The organism is Bradyrhizobium sp. USDA 4538, from assembly GCF_024171045.1.
Classification (GTDB): Bacteria; Pseudomonadota; Alphaproteobacteria; order Rhizobiales; family Xanthobacteraceae; genus Bradyrhizobium; species Bradyrhizobium australafricanum.
In genome coordinates this window covers 3,091,202-3,109,529 of the sequence record NZ_JALJZE010000001.1, presented here as the reverse complement: position 1 = coordinate 3,109,529, position 18,328 = coordinate 3,091,202, and the positions used below count along the sequence as shown (strand labels likewise).

Genomic DNA, 18,328 nt, shown 5'->3' with positions numbered 1-18,328 from the left:
GCACGCGACCGGATCGTTTCATGCCGGGCAGCATGGCGAACGATCCCTTCGAATCGACTTAAGATGTGGGGAATCAGGGGAAGAGGCTAAAGGGCGCCTGCTTGGGGTCCCGAAAACTTTACCGGTTTGTGAAAGGAAGCGGCGAACCTTTTTCCACTGCTTTGCAACTCATCCTTGCCCTCTGGTTAACCCGGCCGGTCCGCGCACGGGACTGCTGTGATTTGTAAGCTAAGTCACAGCTTTGGCCGGGAAATTGGGGTCAAATGCCCGCTCTGGGCTAAGGGGAAATAGAGGCAAGTACAGAAATGCCAATCAATACCACGAATACGTGGCTCAGTACGTATCTTGGCTTAAATCCCACCTTATGGTACCGTCAGGCGAATCCGAACTACACGGCTCTTCACAGCGTGAGCCAAGTCACATCCAGTCAATCCGCACAACAGGGCCACCTTGCGCAAGCACAGAGTGGTTTCGCCAAGCTTTATCCGATGATATGCAGGCATAATCATTCGGATATTTTAACAATATTAACTCTCGTGCGGTGATCCGCAGTGAACTTTGTCGAGAAATTCGACGGCCTGTTGCCGAACACGGACGCTTATGCCCGTGGATATGTGCACGTCGACAGTGTTTCCACGCATGCTCCGCCCGGCGCGATCATCGTCGACGACGGGCAATTGCTGTTCACCGGCGACTTCAAGCGGACCGGGCTCGACCTCGTCATCGCGAAGGACGATCGGGAACTCGTCCTGCACGACTATTTCAAGGGCGAGAAGCGCGCGCCGCTGGCGTCGCCTGACGGCGCGCATCTCACCGGCGATCTCGTCAACGCACTCACCGGCCACACCCAATATGCCCAGGCCGGCGGCGCGGCGGAGCCGGCTAAGGTCATCGGCCATGTCACCAAGCTGACCGGGAACGCCACGGCAATCCGCAACGGCGTCGCGATCGTCCTGAACCAGGGCGATAACGTCAACAAGGGTGACGTGGTGCAGTCCGGCGGCGACTCTACGCTCGGCATCACCTTCATCGACGGCACCGTGTTCGGTCTCGGACCGAACGCCAAGATGGTGCTGAACGAAATGATCTACGACCCGAACGGGTCGAGCAATACGTCGCTGATGAGTCTGGTCTCGGGCACGATCTCCTTCGTGGCCGGCGCGACCGCCAAGCACGGCGACATGAAGGTCGATACGCCGGTCGCGACCATGGGCATCCGCGGCACCGCGGTGCTGGTCGAGATCGATTTCGACGTGCAGGGCACCGGCGGCGTGCCGCCGGCCAAATTCCAGGTGCTGGTCGAGCCCGATGGCAGCACCGGCTCCTACATCCTGTTCGACAAGACGACGCTCAATCCGATCGCGACCGTCGATCAGGCCGGCACCCAGACCATCGTCAACGGTCAGGGCAGCGTCAGCTTCGTCTCGTCGGCGCAACTGTCGACCGATGCGCAGAAGCTGATCTCCGACGTCTTCGCGCTGAAGTTCACCGACAACAACAATCCCAACACCAAGCTCACCACCAACTTCACGGACAGCGTCGTCCCGGTATCGAGCAGCTTCAAGCTCACCAGCAGCGACAGTGGCGCGCCGATCATCATTCTGCTGACCTTCGTCAACACGACCGGCCCTCAGGCCGGTGGCGTTCCCAACAGCAGGATTGACCACATCCCGGGGCCGCCGCAGGTCGTGACCCAGGACGCGGCGTTCACCGAGCGGCCGGGGCTGACCCAAAGCGGGCTGTTCGACACCGCGACGGGCCAGATCAAGTGGCTGGACCTCAATGTCGGTGACATACCGAGTGCGAAGGTCGACTATTCCGCGTTCAGCTACCGGGACGCCGACGGCAGCGACGTGACCTCATCGCTGACGGCAGCGCAGCTTGCTGCCATCAAGACCGTCGAGATCCCGTTGCTGCTCGAGCCCGATCCGAACAACAAGAATGCCGGTTCGGCGACCTGGACCTACAACCTTGCCGACAGCGCGTTCGACTTCCTCGCTGCCGGAGAAACGCTGACGCTGACCTATGTCGCGCGCGTCGATAACAATTTCGCACCGAACAACGAGACCACGTTCAAGACCTTCACGATCACGATCACCGGCACCAACGACACGCCAGTGGTGACGTCCTCGGCGCAAGCCGGTTCGATCACCGAACTCGCAGCAACGACGAATTCCGCCCAGCCTGATACGGCGCACGGCACGCTGACATTTACCGATGCGGATCTGACCGACACGCATACGGTCACCATCACGGGCGTCACCGAGGCCGGCGTCACCGGCGGACTTGCCAGCCACGCCACCGTACTGAGCTGGCTGTCGCTGGGCGCGCTGACCGATTCGACCGATGGCGTGACGGGATCGCGCTCCTGGACGTTCTCGGCCGCCGACAGGAGCTTCGACTATCTCGCCACCGGCGAGACGCTGACACTGACCTACACGGTCGAGATCGACGACCATCAGGGCGGCGTCATCACGCTGCCGGTCACCATCACGATCGTCGGCACCGACGACAGGCCGGTGATCACCTCGCCGACCCAGGCGGCCGCCATCACTGAAGCCGAGGAGACGACCGGTTCGGTTGTGCCGGATACCGCATCCGGTACCGTGACCTTCGTCGATGTCGATCTCAGCGACATCCACAGCGTCACCGTGGCTGGCGTCACCGAAACGGGCGTGACCACGGGGCTTCCCGATCAGGCGACGATACTGGGCTGGATGTCGCTCGGCACGCTGACGGATTCGACCGGCGGCGTAACCGGATCGCGCGCCTGGACCTTCTCGGCCGCCGACAGGAATTTCGACTATCTCGCTGCTGGCGAGACGTTGACGCTGACTTACCTGATCCAGGTCGACGACCACCACGACGGTGTCGTCACCCAGCCCGTCACCATCACCATCACGGGCACCAACGACGTGCCGACGTTCACGTCGGAGCCGCCGACCGCCACGGTCCCCGAGATGATCGGCGAGACCGGATCGATCAAGCTCGACGTGGCCCAGGGCGCGGTGACATTTGCCGACGTCGATCTCAGCGACACCCACATTGTGTCCATTACCGCCGTCGCGGAATCCGGAACGACCACAGGCCTGCCTGAAGACGAGTCCACGATTCTGAACTGGCTCTCGCTGGGGACGCTGACCGATTCGACCGGCGGGGTCGCCGGATCCCAGGCCTGGACCTTCTCGGCCGCCGACCGCAATTTCGATTATCTTGCCGACGGTGAGACACTGACGCTGACCTATACGGTCGAGGTCAATGACCATCATGGCGGCGTGATCAGCCAACCGGTGACGATCACGATTACCGGCAGCAATGACGCGCCGATCGTCACGTCGGCACCTCAGGCGGCCATCATCCCCGAACAACCCGATACGACCGGTTCATCGACGCTGGACAGCGCATCCGGCACCGTGACCTTCACCGATGTGGATCTCAGCGACACCCACACCATGACCATCACCGGCGTCGCCGAATCCGGGGCGACGACGGGCCTGCCCGACGAGGCCACGATCCTGAACTGGCTGTCGCTGGGGACGTTGACGGACGGGACCGGCGGTTCAATCGGATCGTCGACCTGGACGTTCTCGGCCGCGGACCAGAATTTCGACTATCTCGCCCTCGGCGAGACGCTGACGCTGACCTACACGATCCAGATCGACGACCACCATGGCGGCATCATCAACGAGCCTGTGACGATCACGATCAACGGCGCCAACGACGCGCCGATACTCGCCGACGTCAATGCCGGCACGCTCACCGATACCGCCGATAACGACACGTTCGGCACGCTGACCGGCACGCTCCATGGCAACGACGTCGACCATGGCGAAACCGCGACGCTGACTTATGCCGCGCTCAATTCGGACCACACTGCGGTCACGCAGATCGCGGGCCTCTACGGCTCGCTTACCGTCAACCCGGACGGCACCTACAGCTATGTTCCCGATGCTGCCGCGATCAACGCGTTGGGCAAGGGCACCTATGCCGACACGTTCGATGTGGAGACGATCGACGCGCATGGCGCCGTCGGGACCGCGAAGCTGACGATCGACGTGATCGGCGCCAACGACGCGCCCGTGATCCACACCGACAACGTCAGTATCACCGAACATCCCAACGGGACCGAGACGATCTCCGGCCTGACCGTGACGGACGCCGATGCGACGGCCGACGAGACTTTCACCATGGCCGCGGCGACGACGCCCGGTGCGGGCAGCAGCGTTGCACCTTCGTCGCAGGAGGGGCTTCTCTCCAGCATCAACACCGCGCTTGGATCGCCGGGCCTCATTTACAACCCCGGCCAGACAGCTCCAGCGACCGACACGATCGCGCTCTCCGTGACCGATGGCCATGGCGCAACCGATACGGTCAACCTGATCTTCAACGTCCAACAGGACCGGCCCGAGCCCGTGATTCTGACCGGGACCAGCGACAAGGACGTGTTCTTCGGGTCGGGTTATCAGGACAAGTTCGTGTTTGCGCCGAACTTCAACCACGACACGATCCTGAACTTCACGCCAGGCGAGGACCAGATCGACCTGTCCACGGTCGTCTCGGCAAGCACCTTCAGCACCTGGTTCGATCAGCATGTTGCGACATCGCCGACCAATTCAGCGGACACGCTGATCACGATCGACAGCGCAGACACGATCACATTGCACAATGTCGCGAAGGCGAGCCTGTCCCAGAACGACTTCATTATTCATTTTACGTGACGGACGCCCGGCCGTGCCGCCGGGGGGCTGGTCCGGCTGATTGTGCACTGCGCATGCTTGCTCGATTGGAACAATTCTGCGCGCGTGATATCCAGATGGCATGAAACGGCTGAAGGCGATACGTAGGTGGTTCGCACGGCGCTTCGGCTACGCGCGGCTGGTCTGCGTGGCGCTGTTGATCGGCATTGCTGCGCTGCGGATCGTGGATCCGGCTCCGGTTCAGGAGCTTCGCGTCAGGACGTTTGACACATTCCAGGCGCTGCAACCGCGCCAGAAGACCGCGCGGCCCGTCACCATCGTCGACATCGACGAAAAGAGCCTCGCCGATCCCCGGCTCGGACAGTGGCCGTGGCCACGGACCCGGCTCGCCGACATCGTCACCAATCTCACCCGGCTCGGCGCCGTGGTGATCGCGTTCGACGCGGTGTTCTCCGAGCCGGATCGTCTCAACCCCGATATCGCCGCCGATACGTTCAGCAGCCTCGATGAGGAGATGCGCGCGAGGCTGCGGCAACTGCCGAGCAACGACAGCATCATGGCCGAGGCCATCAAGAACTCGCGCGTGGTGCTCGGCGAATCCGGCGGGCCCAACGTCCGCGCCGACCTCAACGAAAAGCTTCCGGTCACCGGACTTGCGATGCTCGGTGAGGAGCCGCAGCCTTTCATGTACATGTTCCCGGGGCTGCTGCGCAACGTGCCGGTGCTCGAGGAGGCGGCTGCCGGGCGCGGCCTGTTCACGATCAGGCCGGAGCGCGACGGCATCGTCAGGCGCGTGCCGATGATCATGGTGGCGCAGGGCATCACCATGCCGTCGCTGAGCTTCGAGATGCTGCGGGTGGCGAGCGGCTCCGGCACGATCCTGATCAAGGCCGACAAGGCCGGTATCAAGAGCCTGGGTCTCAAGGGCTTTGCGATCCCGACCGATCTCCACGGCCAACTCTGGATCCACTACGCCCGCCGCGATCCCTCGATCTATGTCTCGGCGGTCGATGTGCTGGACGGGCGCGTCTCACCGGACCGAATTGCCGGCAAGCTGATCGTGATCGGCACCTCAGCAACCGGGCTGAACGACATCAAGACGACGCCGGTGACGCCGGCGATGCCCGGTGTCGAGGTCCATGCCCAGGTGCTGGAGAGCGCGTTGACCGGCGATGTCGTTTCGCAGCCGAATTACGGCATCGGCATCGAGTTCTTCGCCGCGCTGATCATGGGGCTCCTTGTCATCGCCTTCGCGCCGAAGTTCGGTCCGATCACGTTGGTCGCCGTCGGCGGAATGTTTGCCTCGGTGCTGATCGGCACCTCCTGGTATTTCTATTCCCAGCACCGGCTGCTGATCGACTTCACCTATCCGCTGATGTCGACCACGGCGATCTATCTCACGCTGATCTTCTCCGCCTTCGTGCGCGAGCAGCAGCAGCGCCGCCAGATCAGGTCGCAATTCGTGCAGTACATGTCGCCCGCGCTGGTCGAGCAACTGGCGCAGTCGCCGGAGCGGCTGGTGCTCGGCGGCGAGGAACGCGAGATGACCATCATGTTCTCGGACATGCGCGGCTTCACCTCGATCTCGGAAACCTACAAGAGCAATCCGCAGGGCCTCACGGCGCTGATGAACCGCTTCCTTACTCCGCTTTCCAACGCGATCCTCGCCCGCAAGGGCACCATCGACAAATATATGGGCGACGCCATCATGGCGTTCTGGAACGCGCCGCTCGATGACAAGCAGCACCAGCTTAACGCCTGCGATGCGGCGCTCGACATGCTGGAGCGCGTCGACGACCTCAACCGGGAGCGCGAGCAGGAAGCGAAGGACGGCGGTCACGTCTATGTGCCGCTCAACATCGGTGTCGGTCTCAACACCGGCTCCTGCGTGGTCGGTAATATGGGCTCCGATGTGCGCTTCGACTATTCGGTGTTCGGCGACAGCGTCAATCTGGCCTCGCGGCTCGAGGGACAGTCCAAGGAGTACGGCTTCCCGATCATCGTGGGATCGAAGACCGCGCTCGCGGTGAAGGAGAAGTTTGCGATCCTCGAGCTCGACTTCATCATGGTCAAGGGCAAGAAGGAGCCCGAGGTGATCTATGCGATTGCCGGCCGCGAGGATGTCGCGAACTCCGGCCGCTTCCAGCGGCTGCGCAACCTGACCATCGAGATGCTCGCCTGCTACCGCAGCCGCGATTGGGACGGCGCGCTCGCCGCGATCGAACGCGGCCGCAAGACCGACGACGGGCAGACGCTGCAATATCTCTACCGCCTCTACGAGGCGCGCATCCACGCCTTCCAGAAGGAGCCGCCGCCCGACGACTGGAACGGCGCATTCGCGTTGACGACGAAATAGCCGACGCAAGCCCGCTGTCGTCCCGGTGAAGGCTGGGACCCATAACCACGAATGGTCGTTGACGGAAGATCGTCTCGCCGCGTGCCCATTGCGGCGGCCGCGGCGTATGGGTCCCGGCTCCCGTGCGCAATTGCGCGCTAGGCCAGGACGACGATGGAATGTCTATTCCAGCCCGATCTGGGTCAGATCCTGGAACCAGTGCTGCGCCTGCACGAAGGTCTTCACCTTCGGCGACAGCGCGTGCGGATTGGTGTCGTGCACCACCCACACCAGCGCGGCATCGTCGACGATCAGCGCGTGTGCCTGCGCCAGCAGCGCATCCTGTTTGGCGGAATCGAAGGTCTGCTTGGCCTCGTCGATCAGCGCATCGACCTTCGGGTTCTTGTAGCCGCCCCAGTTGACGCCGACCGGCGCCACCTGGCCGGAGTGGAAGAACCGAACGATGGCGTAGAGCGGATCCGACGTGACATAGGCGATGTTGTTGGCGGTGATGCCGGCATTCATCTCGTCCGCCGCGCCCTTGCGCCAGTGCGTATATAATGTCTCGAGCTCGACCACCTTGAAGTCGATGTCGATGCCGATCTCCTTGAAGCTCTGCTGCAGGAACTCGTTCATCGGCAGCGACAGCATCTGCCCGGTGCCGCCCTGGGCGATGATGAAAGTCGTCTTCAGCGGCTTGTCCTTCGAATAGCCGGCTTCCTCCACCAGCTTCCTGGCGGCCGCGAGATCGTATTTCAGTTCGAACGTCGGCTCACCGAACCACGGGCTCGACGGATCGACCTGGCCCTTGGCGGGCTTGGCGAGGCCGTTCATCAGGCCAACCACCGCGTCGCGGTCGATCGCGAGGTTGAGCGCCTTGCGCAGGCGGATGTCGGTCCATGGCGAGCCCGGCAGCACGCTCAAGTGATAGTTCCAGACATGCGGCGTCACGTTGTCGACGATCCTCATGCCGGCGGCCTTGAGCTGCGGCACGGCGTCGGGCGCCGGCGATTCGATCAGGTCGACCTGGCCGGCCAGCAGCGCGTTGGTGCGGGTCAGCGCTTCCGGCATCGGGATCAGGATCATCTTGTCGACCTTCGCAAGCCGCTTCTTGTCCCAATAGCCCGGGTTCTTCGTCAGTTCGGCGAGTTCGCGCGGTACCAGCTTGGTCAGCTTGAACGGACCGGTGCCGGAGGGCTGGCTGGCGAACTTGTCCCAGTCCTTGCCGAGCTTTTCATATTGCGCGGGGCTCGAGACCAGGAACCAGAGCATCTGATAGGGGAAGAAGGAGTCGACCGTCTTGGTGGTGATCTCGATGGTGAAATCGTCGACCTTGGCGTAGCTCGCAACCGAAGGCAGGCGGGTCTTGACCTGCGCGCTCTGCCGCTTGTCGAATTGCGGTGCCTTGTCGTTCAGCACCTTGTCGAGATTCCAGATCACCGCGTCGGCATTGAAGTCGCTGCCGTCGTGGAATTTGACGCCCTTGCGCAGCGTGAAGCGCCATTTGGTCTTGTCGCTGTCGTCGACCTTCCATTCGGTCGCAAGCCCGGGCACCAGCTTGCCCGGCCGGTCGGCAACATCCATCTCCCAGGCAACCAGCGGATCGTAGATCGTGTAGGCGGTGAACTGATAGGCGCCGGCGCCGCGATCGGGCTGGCCGGTGGTCAGCGGAATGTCGGCCATCGAAATGCCGTAGCGCACAATGGACTCGGCTTGCGCCGACATGGCCGGCCAGCCCGCGGTCAAGGCAAGCGCCATTGCCGCCATCAGGATCGAATTGCGCGCACGCATATGAAGGCTCCGTTGGAAAGACGTTGGAGCCAAATCTTGCAAGCATGATGCCAGAATAGGCATCTTCGCTCCGTTCGGGCCCGAGGTGGGAAGAAATGACGCGCCCGGCGGTTATTTGCTGATGAACTATTCCCCTTGGCACAGGCATTGCATACGCTTGCCCAAGAAATAATCACCAAGACGTCACCAGACTCGAAGGGGCTGCTCAGATGCGTAACAGGAAAACCAATGCGACGGCGATCATGCTGGCGCTTGCGATAGCCACAGGCGTGCCGGCGATCGCCGGCGCCGAGACTGTGCTGCGCATTGGCATGACCGCTGCCGATATTCCGCGCACGCTCGGCCAGCCCGACCAGGGTTTTGAGGGCAATCGCTTCACGGGTCTGACGATGTATGACGCGCTGACGATGTGGGACCTGTCCTCGTCGGACAAGGCAAGTGCGATGATTCCGGGCCTCGCCACCGAGTGGAAGGTCGACGATGCCGACAAGACCAAGTGGATTTTCAAGCTGCGCCCCGGCGTCACCTTTCATGACGGCTCGCCGTTCAACGCCGACGCCGTGGTCTGGAATGTCGACAAGGTCTTGAAGCAGGACGCGCCGCAATACGATGCGAGCCAGGTCGGCGTCACCGCCTCGCGCATGCCGACGCTGGTCTCGGCGCGCAAGATCGACGACATGACGGTGGAGCTGACCACCAAGGAGCCGGACAGCTTCCTGCCGATCAACCTCACCAATTTGTTCATGGCGAGCCCGGCCAAGTGGCAGAAATTCTACGACAAGGCCGAAGGCGCCGACGCCAAGGCGAAGTCGCAGGCCGCGTGGGCCGCGTTCGCCAAGGACGCGTCGGGCACCGGCCCCTGGAAGATGTCGAGCTTCACCCCGCGCGAGCGGCTCGAGTTGGTGAAGAACGAGAATTACTGGGACAAGGCACGGGTGCCGAAGGCTGACAAGATGGTGCTGTTGCCGATGCCGGAGGCCAATGCCCGGACGGCGGCGCTGCTGTCGGGACAGGTCAACTGGATCGAGGCGCCGGCGCCGGACGCGCTGCCCGAGATCAAGCAGCGTGGTTTCAACCTCTATTCCAACGAGGAGCCACATGTCTGGCCGTGGCAGTTCTCGCGCGTCGAGGGCTCGCCGTGGAATGACATCCGCGTCCGCAAGGCGGCCAATCTCTGCATCGATCGCGAAGGGCTGCGTGACGGCCTGCTTGCCGGCCTGATGGTGCCGGCGACCGGCACGTTCGAGCCCGGCCATCCCTGGCGCGGCAACCCGACCTTCCAGATCAAGTACGACAAGCCGGCCGCGCAGAAGCTGATGCAGGAGGCGGGCTTCGGTCCGAACAAGAAGCTGACGGTCAAGATCCAGACCTCGGCATCGGGCTCGGGCCAGATGCTGCCGCTGCCGATGAACGAGTATCTGCAACAGGCGTTGGCCGAATGCTACTTCGATGTGCAGCTCGACGTCATCGAGTGGAACACGCTGTTCACCAATTGGCGGCGCGGCACCAAGGATCCGACCGCCAACGGCTCGAACGCCATCAACGTCACTTATGCGGCGATGGATCCGTTCTTCGCGCTGGTGCGCTTCCTGCAGTCGGGCATGGCGCCGCCGGTATCGAACAATTGGGGCTTCAACAACAACCCGAAGTTCGACGAGCTGGTCAAGAAGGCCCGCCAGACCTTCGAGCCGGCGGCGCGCGACGCCGCGCTGGCCGAGCTGCATGCGGCCTCGGTCGACGACGCGGCCTTCCTCTATGTCGCCCACGACGTCGCACCGCGCGCGATGAGCCCGAAGATCAAGGGATTTGTGCAGCCGAAGAGCTGGTTCGTCGACTTCTCGCCGGTCACGGTCGCGCCGTGAGGCGCTAGCCGCGCAATAGGTGTACCCTCTCCCCTTGTGGGAGAGGGTGGCTTCGCGAAAGCGAAGCCGGGTGAGGGGTTGTCTCCGCGGGCGCTCCTCTCCGATCTGAAATGACTGTATCCGCGGATAGAAACCCCTCATCCGGCGCGCTCGGCGCGCGACCTTCTCCCACAAGGTGAGAAGGAAGAAAGAACGCAACGTGTTCGCCTATACGTCCAGACGGATCGTCTACGTCATTCCGATCGTGCTCAGCGTGGCGCTGGTGTGCTTCCTCTTGGTGCACATCACGCCCGGCGACCCCTTGGTCGCGGTGCTGCCCGCCGATGCCTCGCAGGAGCTCGCCGCGCAATTGCGCACGGCCTACGGCTTCGATCGCCCGTTGCCGGTGCAATTCGGCCTGTGGCTGTGGCGCGCGATCCATGGCGATCTCGGCAATTCGATCGCAACCGGGCGGCCCGTCCTGACCGAGGTGATGCGTGCCGTCGGCAACACCGTGATGCTGGCGATTGCGGCCGCGATGATCGGCTTTACGCTCGGCCTGCTGTTCGGCCTGATCGCCGGCTATTTCCGCGACACCTGGGTCGACAAGGTCGCGACCTCGGTGGCGATAGCCGGCGTGTCGCTGCCGCATTATTGGCTCGGCATGGTGCTGGTCATCATCTTCTCGGTGCAGCTCAACTGGCTGCCCGCGGTCGGCGCAGGTCCCGGCGGCTCCGGCGCCTGGGCGTGGGACTGGGAGCATCTGCGTTATCTGGTGCTGCCGGCGATCACCACCTCGGTGATCCCGATGGGCATCGTCACCCGCACGGTGCGCGCGCTGACCGGCGACATCCTGAGCCAGGATTTCGTGGAGGCGCTGCGCGCAAAAGGCCTGCGCGAGACCGAGGTGTTTCGCCACGTCATCAAGAATGCGGCGCCGACCGCGCTCGCGGTGATGGGCCTGCAGCTCGGCTACATGCTGGGCGGCTCGATCCTGATCGAGACCGTGTTCTCCTGGCCGGGTTCGGGCCTGCTGTTGAACTCGGCGATCTTCCAGCGCGATCTGCCGCTGCTGCAGGGCACGATCCTGGTGCTGGCGCTGTTCTTCGTGCTGCTCAACCTCCTGGTCGACATCGCGCAGGCCGCGATCGATCCGCGCATCAAGCGGAGCTAGAGCATGAGCGCGATGAGCGATACTGCGTTGCAGGCTGCCCCGACCACCAAGGCGCGCGGCTATTGGGCGACGGTTGCCCGCCGTATCAGGCGCGACAAGGTCAGCATGGCCTGCGCCATCATCCTGGTGCTGATCTTTGCCTCCGCGCTGCTGGCGCCGTGGCTGCATCTTGCGGATCCCTATCAGGGCTCGATGATCCGCCGCCTGCGCCATATCGGCACGCCGGGCTATCCGCTCGGTACCGACGAGCTCGGCCGCGACATGCTGGCGCGGCTGATCTATGGCGGACGGCTGTCGCTGGTCATCGGCATCCTGCCGGTGATCTTCGCGTTCGTGATCGGCACCTCGCTCGGCCTCGTCGCCGGCTATGTCGGCGGCAAGCTCAACACCGCGATCATGCGCACCGTCGACGTGTTCTACGCCTTTCCTTCGGTGCTGCTGGCGATTGCGATCTCGGGCGCGCTCGGCGCCGGCATCACCAATTCGATCGTGTCGCTGACCATTGTGTTCGTGCCGCAGATCACCCGCGTCGCCGAAAGCGTCACCACCGGCGTCCGCAACATGGATTTCGTCGAGGCGGCGCGCGCGTCCGGCGCCGGGCCCTTCACCATCATGCGCGTCCACATGCTCGGCAATGTGCTCGGCCCGATCTTCGTCTACGCCACCGGCCTGATCTCGGTGTCGATGATCCTCGCGGCCGGTCTGTCGTTCCTCGGGCTCGGCACCAAGCCGCCGGAGCCGGAATGGGGCTTGATGCTGAACACGCTGCGCACCGCGATCTACGTCAATCCGTGGGTCGCGGCGCTGCCGGGCGCGATGATCTTCGCGGTCTCGATCTGCTTCAATCTGCTCAGCGACGGCATGCGCAGCGCCATGGACATCAGGAATTAGAGCATGAGCGACGCCAATCTCTCCGTCGATATGCTGGAGCCGGTCGCCGACATCGGCGGCGCCGCGCAGCCGCTGCTGCAGGTCAAGGGACTGACCAAGCACTTCCCGGTGCGCGGCGGCCTGTTCAGCCCGCGCAAGACCGTGCGCGCCGTCGACGACGTCACCTTCGCGGTCATGAAGGGCGAGACCGTCGGCATCGTCGGCGAATCCGGCTGCGGCAAGTCGACCACGGCGCGGCTGTTGATGCACCTGATGGCACGCGATGCCGGCGATATCATCTATGACGGCCGGCAGGTCGGTCCGTCGCTCTCGCTGCGCGATTTGCGGCGCGGCGTGCAGATGGTGTTCCAGGACAGCTACGCCTCGCTCAACCCGCGCCTCACCATCGAGGAATCGATCGCCTTCGGGCCAAAGGTCCACGGCATGGCCGACGACACGGCGCGGACGCTGGCGCGCGAATTGCTCGGCAAGGTCGGCCTGCGGCCGGAGATTTTCGCCAACCGCTATCCGCACGAAGTGTCCGGCGGCCAGCGGCAGCGCGTCAATATCGCGCGTGCGCTCGCGCTGTCGCCGCGGCTCGTGATCCTCGATGAAGCGGTGTCCGCGCTCGACAAATCGGTCGAGGCGCAGGTGCTCAATCTGCTCGCCGACCTGAAGCGCGAATTCGGCCTGACCTACCTGTTCATCAGCCACGATCTCAACGTCGTCCGCTACATCTCCGACCGCGTGCTGGTGATGTATCTCGGCGAGGTCGTCGAACTCGGCCCGGTCGATGCGGTCTGGGACGCGCCGGCGCATCCCTATACCCGCGCGCTGCTGGCGGCGATGCCGTCATCCGATCCCGACAAGCGCACCGAGGTGCCGCCGATCTCGGGCGATCCGCCCAATCCGATCGATCCGCCGCCGGGCTGCCGGTTTCACACCCGTTGCCCGTTTGCGGAGCCGCTCTGCGCAAACGACACGCCAAAACTCAGCGATCTCGATACAATGAGCCATCAAGCGGCGTGCTACATGGCCATTCCTGGCTCGGGGCACAGCCGCGCGCCGGCAAAAGCAAAAGGAGAAAACGCGGCATGACCAGACCTACTCCCAAGGATGTCAAGGTGATCGCGCACGTCGCCGACGTGCCCGCCGACGACGAAGTCGCCACCCGGATCGCCAATTCGATCGGGCCGGCATTCGACGGCTTCGCACCGATCTCCGGTACGCTGCCCTTCGATCTCGAACCCGCGAGCTTCCTGCTGGCGCAGATCGCGCAGAAGATCGAGAAGGTGTCGAAATGAGTTCTGATCCGGCCCTGATGACGCTGACCGCGGTCGCCAAGGCGATCGCCGACAAGAAAGTTTCCTCGCATGAGGCGACGCGCGCCGTGCTGCATCGCGTTGCGGAATGGCAGCCGCGCCTCAACGCCTATATGGCGATCGAATCCGAGCAGGCGCTGGCCGCCGCCACCGAGGCCGATGCCGCGCTCGCCAAGGGCAATAGTCGCGGTGTGCTGCATGGCGTGCCGCTGGCGCACAAGGACATGTACTACGACGCCGGCAAGGTCGTGACCTGCGGCTCGCTGATACGCCGCGACTTCGTGCCGAAGACGACTGCGACCGCCCTGCAGCGGCTGAAGGATGCCGGACAGGTCCGGCTCGGCTCGTTGCAGATGGTCGAGTTCGCCTATGGGCCGACCGGCCACAACGTGCATTACGGCGCGGTGCGCAATCCCTGGAACACCGAGCACATCACCGGCGGCTCCTCGTCGGGCTCGGGTTCGGCGGTTGCAGCGCGGCTCACCTTCGCGGCGCTCGGCTCCGACACCGGCGGCTCGGTGCGCATGCCGGCGCATTTCTGCGGCGTCACCGGCCTGAAGACGACGGTCGGCCGCATCAGCCGCGCCGGTGCGATGCCGCTGTCGCAGTCGCTCGATACCGTCGGTCCGCTGGCGCAGACCGCGGAGGACTGCGCGCTGCTGCTCGGCCTGATGGCCGGCGCCGACCCCGAGGATCTGACAGCGTCGACACAGCCGGTGCCGGACTATATGGCCGCGACCAAGCAGTCGCTGGAGGGCCTGAAGATCGGCGTCCCGACGGCGTTCTATGTCGACGACCTCGACCCTGAGGTGGCGCGTATCCTCGACGAGACCGTCGCCACCTTGAAGAAAGAGGGCGCCGAGATCGTCAAGGTCGAGCTGCCCGATCAGCGCCAGCTCTCTTCGGCATCGCAGCTGGTGCTCGCGGTCGAGGCTGCCGCCTTCCACAAGCGCTGGATGATCGAGCGGCCGCAGGATTACGGCGCGCAGGTCCTGATGCGGCTGCAGAACGGCCTGACCATTCCGGCGGTCACCTATCTCGAGGCGATGCGCTGGCGTGGTCCCGCGCTCGCCGCGCACAACGCGGCGGTCAACGGGGTCGATGCGGTGATCGCGCCGTCGTCGCCGGTGCCGGCGCCCACGATTGCCGAGAGTGATGTCGGCAATGGTCCGGGCGCCGACGCGGTGCTGCAGCGCCTGACGCGCTTCACCCGCCCGGTCAACTATCTCGGTCTGCCATCGCTCTCGATTCCCTCCGGCTTCACCAAGACGGGTCTGCCGGTCGGCATGCAGCTGATCGGCCGCTCCTTCGAGGAAGCGGTTCTGCTTCGGATCGGCGCCGCCTTCCAGCGCGCCACCGATTTCCACGCCAGGGTGCCCATGCTCGCATGACCAACCTCGTCGAGATCAACAACCTCAACATCCGCTTCACCGGCGATCGCACGGTTCATGCCGTGAACGATCTCAGCCTACAGCTCGGCGAGGGCGAGGTGTTGGGGCTGCTCGGCGAGTCCGGCTCGGGCAAGAGCGTGACGCTGCGCGCGTTGATGCGGCTGTTGCCGAAGAAACGCACGCAGATCTCCGGCAGCGTCAAGGTGCTGGGACAAGAGGTGCTGGCGATGGACGACGAGGCGCTGTCCGCATTCCGCGGCCAGACCGTCTCGATGATCTTCCAGGAGCCGGCGCTGGCGCTCGATCCGGTCTACACCATCGGCCGCCAGATCGCGGAGACGGTGATGCGCCACGAGGGCAAGAGCGAGCGCGAGGCCACGGCCCGCGCGCTCGAAATGCTCGAGGTGGTACGGATCCCCTCCGCGAAGCGGCGGCTGGACTCCTATCCGCACGAAATGTCGGGCGGCATGCGCCAGCGTGCGATGATCGCGCTGGCGCTGGCCTGCAAGCCGAAGATCCTGCTCGCGGACGAGCCGACCACGGCGCTCGATGCCACCGTCCAGATTCAGATCCTGCTGCTGCTGCGCGAGCTACAGCGCGAGTTCGGCATGTCGGTCATCTTCGTCACCCACGACATTGGTGTCGCGATCGAGATCTGCGATCGGGTCGCGGTGATGTATGCCGGCCAGATCGTGGAGCAGGGCGCCTTGCGCGACATCGTGCGCTCGCCGGTGCATCCCTATGCCAAGGGCCTGCTGGCCTCGACCATTCACGGCGCGATGCGCGGCCAACGGCTGGAAACCATTCCGGGCACCCCGCCCTCGCTCGATCATGCGCCGGCCAGTTGCTCCTTTGCACCGCGCTGCAAGTTCGCTGAGCCGCGCTGCAGCGAGAGCCTGCCACCGAGTGTGCAGGTCGCTCCCGGCCGCCTGGCACGGTGCATCCTGGCCGAGCCGGCGTCCGCCACGGTTTAGCTCGCGCGCGCCACGGCGTCCGTGATCCAGCGCCGCACCGCAGCGATGCGGCGGTCCCGCGCCTGCTCGGTGCGGGAGACCAGGTAAATCGTCTCACTGTGCGCCGCCTCGAACGCAAACGGCGCCACCAGCCGCTTGCCGAAGCCCGGCCGCGCCTTGATCAGCGGCGCGATCGCAATCGCGACGCCGAGCCCGTGTTCGGCGGCCTCCAGCATCGCCGGCACGCTGTCGAGCCACAGATGTCCGCGCGGAGCGAGATTCGGCAGCCCGGCCTCCCTCAGCCAGGCCGGCCACGCCCGCGGCTGCGTCGTGACATGGATCAGTACCTCGCGCGACAGGTCCGCTGGGGTCCGAAGACCAGCCTTGACCAGTGCCGGCGTGCAGACTGGCATTCCTTTGACCTGTACCAGCGGCTCGACCTTCAGCCCGGTGGCATGTTCCCGCCCGTAGCGGATCGCGACATCGACGCGCGATCCGTTGAAGTCGGCATATTGGTGGGTGGCCTCGATCCGCAGCATCAGTTGCGGATGGCGCCGCTTGAACTCCGGCAGCGCCGGCAGCAGCACGGCACTGGTGAAGAACGGCAATGAGCTGATCCAGAGCTCGCCGCTGGCCTCGCCGCGTTGCCGCAGCATGTCACGGCTCGCCTCCTGCAGTGTCGCCAGCGCGGCCGACACTTTTGCAAGGTAGCGCTCGCCGTCGTTGGTCAACCGCACCTGGCGCGCGCCGCGGACGAACAGCTTGGTGCCGAACTGCTCTTCCAGTCCGCGGATCTGGTGGCTGATTGCCGACGGGCTCAGCGACAGGTCTCGCGCGGCACGCCGGAAGCTGAGTTGAGTGGCCGCGCGCTCGAAGGCGAGCAGCGCCGGCAGCGGCGGGATCACCCGCGGATCGGGGGCATCCAATGGGTGAATCCTGCTCACCTGAAGTGATGAATGGCCTTTTGTCATGGCCCCTATTCTTGGATCAGATTGGCCAAACGCTCAATCCTGCTCATCTCAGGGGATCATTCGCCTTGGCCATCTTCGAACCGCTCGCCACGCCCCATCACTGGAAGCCCGCGGCGCTGGCGGCCGGGCCGTTCACAGGCCTTCAGGGCGGGGCGGTCGCAAGCCTGCTGACCGGCGAGGTCGAGGCCATGGCCGGCGCGCGCAACTGGGGCACCGCGATCTCGGCGGCGGCCTGGTTCCTGCGGCCGACGCCAATGGCGGAACTGCGCACGCACGTTACCGTGGTGACCGAAGGCGGCCGGGTCAGCGTCGTCGACAACACGCTCTGGCCGGCCGGCGAGGAGCAACCCTGCGCGACGGTACGCGTGACGCTGTCGCGCGAGCGTGCCGTCGAGGTCCCGGGATTTTACGGGAGCGCAGCCGATCAGGTGGATCCCACGGTGTTTCCGTTGCGCAGCCCACACGCGGTCCATGGCCGCAGCTGGTTCATGGATGCGATGGAAGCCCGTGCCGGCGGCGATACCGCCTGGTTTCGCTTGCATCACGCCGTCATAGCGGGCGCCGGTCCGCTGGCGCGGGTGCTCGGCCCGGCTGACTGGACCCACGGCATCGCGCGGCCCGTCCAGAACGTGGTGGCCGACCCCAATCCGAACCTCGCGGTGCAGCTGTTCAGGCCACCGCGAGGCGCCTGGATCGGCGTTCGCGCCGAGGCTCGCTGGCGCCCGGAGGCCGGGCTCGGCGTCGGCAGCGGGGTGTTGCTCGATGTGGATGGCGAGATCGGCCGGGTCTCGATGTCGGTCATTCTCGTACCGCTTCCGGGAAGCGCGCCCGCGCGAGGCCAGGGTTCCGCCGCCGGTTAACCCTAATTTATTCCGTCAACTGTCGGTGCGATCACAAAATGAGGCCGCGAACCATGCTTTGGTTCACGCGACTTAAAATGGACGGTGGTCGCAAACGTCTATACAACGTGGTGATCACGTAAC

Annotated in this window: 12 protein-coding genes; 10 read left to right on the top strand and 2 right to left on the bottom strand. The window is 64.6% G+C overall.

What is annotated here, in order from left to right; all coding sequences use genetic code 11:
- The first annotated feature begins 551 nt into the window (after nt 1–551).
- A complete protein-coding gene (locus J2R78_RS13940) occupies nt 552–4,718 on the top strand; it encodes a VCBS domain-containing protein (protein WP_253604984.1) in 4,167 nt (1,388 codons plus the stop codon).
- A 100-nt stretch (nt 4,719–4,818) separates the two neighbouring features.
- Nucleotides 4,819–7,053 (top strand): CHASE2 domain-containing protein, encoded by a 2,235-nt coding sequence (locus tag J2R78_RS13935; RefSeq protein WP_253604983.1) that lies wholly within the window; start codon nt 4,819–4,821, stop codon nt 7,051–7,053.
- A gap of 162 nt (nt 7,054–7,215) precedes the next feature.
- Here J2R78_RS13935 and J2R78_RS13930 read toward each other — a convergent pair whose 3' ends face one another.
- A complete protein-coding gene (locus tag J2R78_RS13930) occupies nt 7,216–8,823 on the bottom strand; it encodes an ABC transporter substrate-binding protein (protein ID WP_253604982.1) in 1,608 nt (535 codons plus the stop codon).
- Nucleotides 8,824–9,032: 209 nt separating this feature from the next.
- Here J2R78_RS13930 and J2R78_RS13925 point away from each other — a divergent pair, with 209 nt between their 5' ends.
- The 7 genes from J2R78_RS13925 (at nt 9,033) to J2R78_RS13895 (ending at nt 16,395) form a co-directional block, all read left to right on the top strand.
- Nucleotides 9,033–10,685 carry an ABC transporter substrate-binding protein gene (locus J2R78_RS13925; RefSeq protein WP_375167035.1) on the top strand — a complete coding sequence of 551 codons (1,653 nt, stop codon included), beginning with the start codon at nt 9,033–9,035 and terminating at the stop codon, nt 10,683–10,685.
- 199 nt (nt 10,686–10,884) lie between these two features.
- Nucleotides 10,885–11,838, top strand: coding sequence for an ABC transporter permease (locus J2R78_RS13920; RefSeq protein WP_050382524.1), 954 nt, complete (start codon nt 10,885–10,887; stop codon nt 11,836–11,838).
- A 3-nt stretch (nt 11,839–11,841) separates the two neighbouring features.
- Complete coding sequence (locus tag J2R78_RS13915; protein WP_092089726.1) at nt 11,842–12,729, top strand: ABC transporter permease; 888 nt, start codon at nt 11,842–11,844, stop codon at nt 12,727–12,729.
- Nucleotides 12,730–12,732: 3 nt separating this feature from the next.
- Complete coding sequence (locus tag J2R78_RS13910) at nt 12,733–13,806, top strand: ABC transporter ATP-binding protein (RefSeq protein WP_253604974.1); 1,074 nt, start codon at nt 12,733–12,735, stop codon at nt 13,804–13,806.
- On the top strand, nt 13,803–14,012 hold the full coding sequence (locus tag J2R78_RS13905) for a hypothetical protein (protein WP_076832604.1): 210 nt from the start codon (nt 13,803–13,805) through the stop codon (nt 14,010–14,012). The genes J2R78_RS13910 and J2R78_RS13905 overlap by 4 nt, the downstream gene beginning before the upstream one ends.
- On the top strand, nt 14,009–15,421 hold the full coding sequence (locus tag J2R78_RS13900; protein WP_253604972.1) for an amidase: 1,413 nt from the start codon (nt 14,009–14,011) through the stop codon (nt 15,419–15,421). Before J2R78_RS13905 ends, J2R78_RS13900 begins: the two co-directional genes overlap by 4 nt.
- Nucleotides 15,418–16,395, top strand: coding sequence for an ABC transporter ATP-binding protein (locus J2R78_RS13895; RefSeq protein ID WP_253604970.1), 978 nt, complete (start codon nt 15,418–15,420; stop codon nt 16,393–16,395). The genes J2R78_RS13900 and J2R78_RS13895 overlap by 4 nt, the downstream gene beginning before the upstream one ends.
- Here the strand turns inward: J2R78_RS13895 and J2R78_RS13890 are convergent.
- A complete protein-coding gene (locus J2R78_RS13890; RefSeq protein WP_253604968.1) occupies nt 16,392–17,300 on the bottom strand; it encodes a LysR substrate-binding domain-containing protein in 909 nt (302 codons plus the stop codon). The two genes, J2R78_RS13895 and J2R78_RS13890, sit on opposite strands and share 4 nt — an antisense overlap.
- A 110-nt stretch (nt 17,301–17,410) precedes the next feature.
- On the opposite strand from J2R78_RS13890, the gene J2R78_RS13885 reads away from it, so the two are divergent.
- A complete protein-coding gene (locus J2R78_RS13885) occupies nt 17,411–18,205 on the top strand; it encodes an acyl-CoA thioesterase domain-containing protein (RefSeq protein ID WP_253604966.1) in 795 nt (264 codons plus the stop codon).
- Nucleotides 18,206–18,328 lie beyond the last annotated feature (123 nt).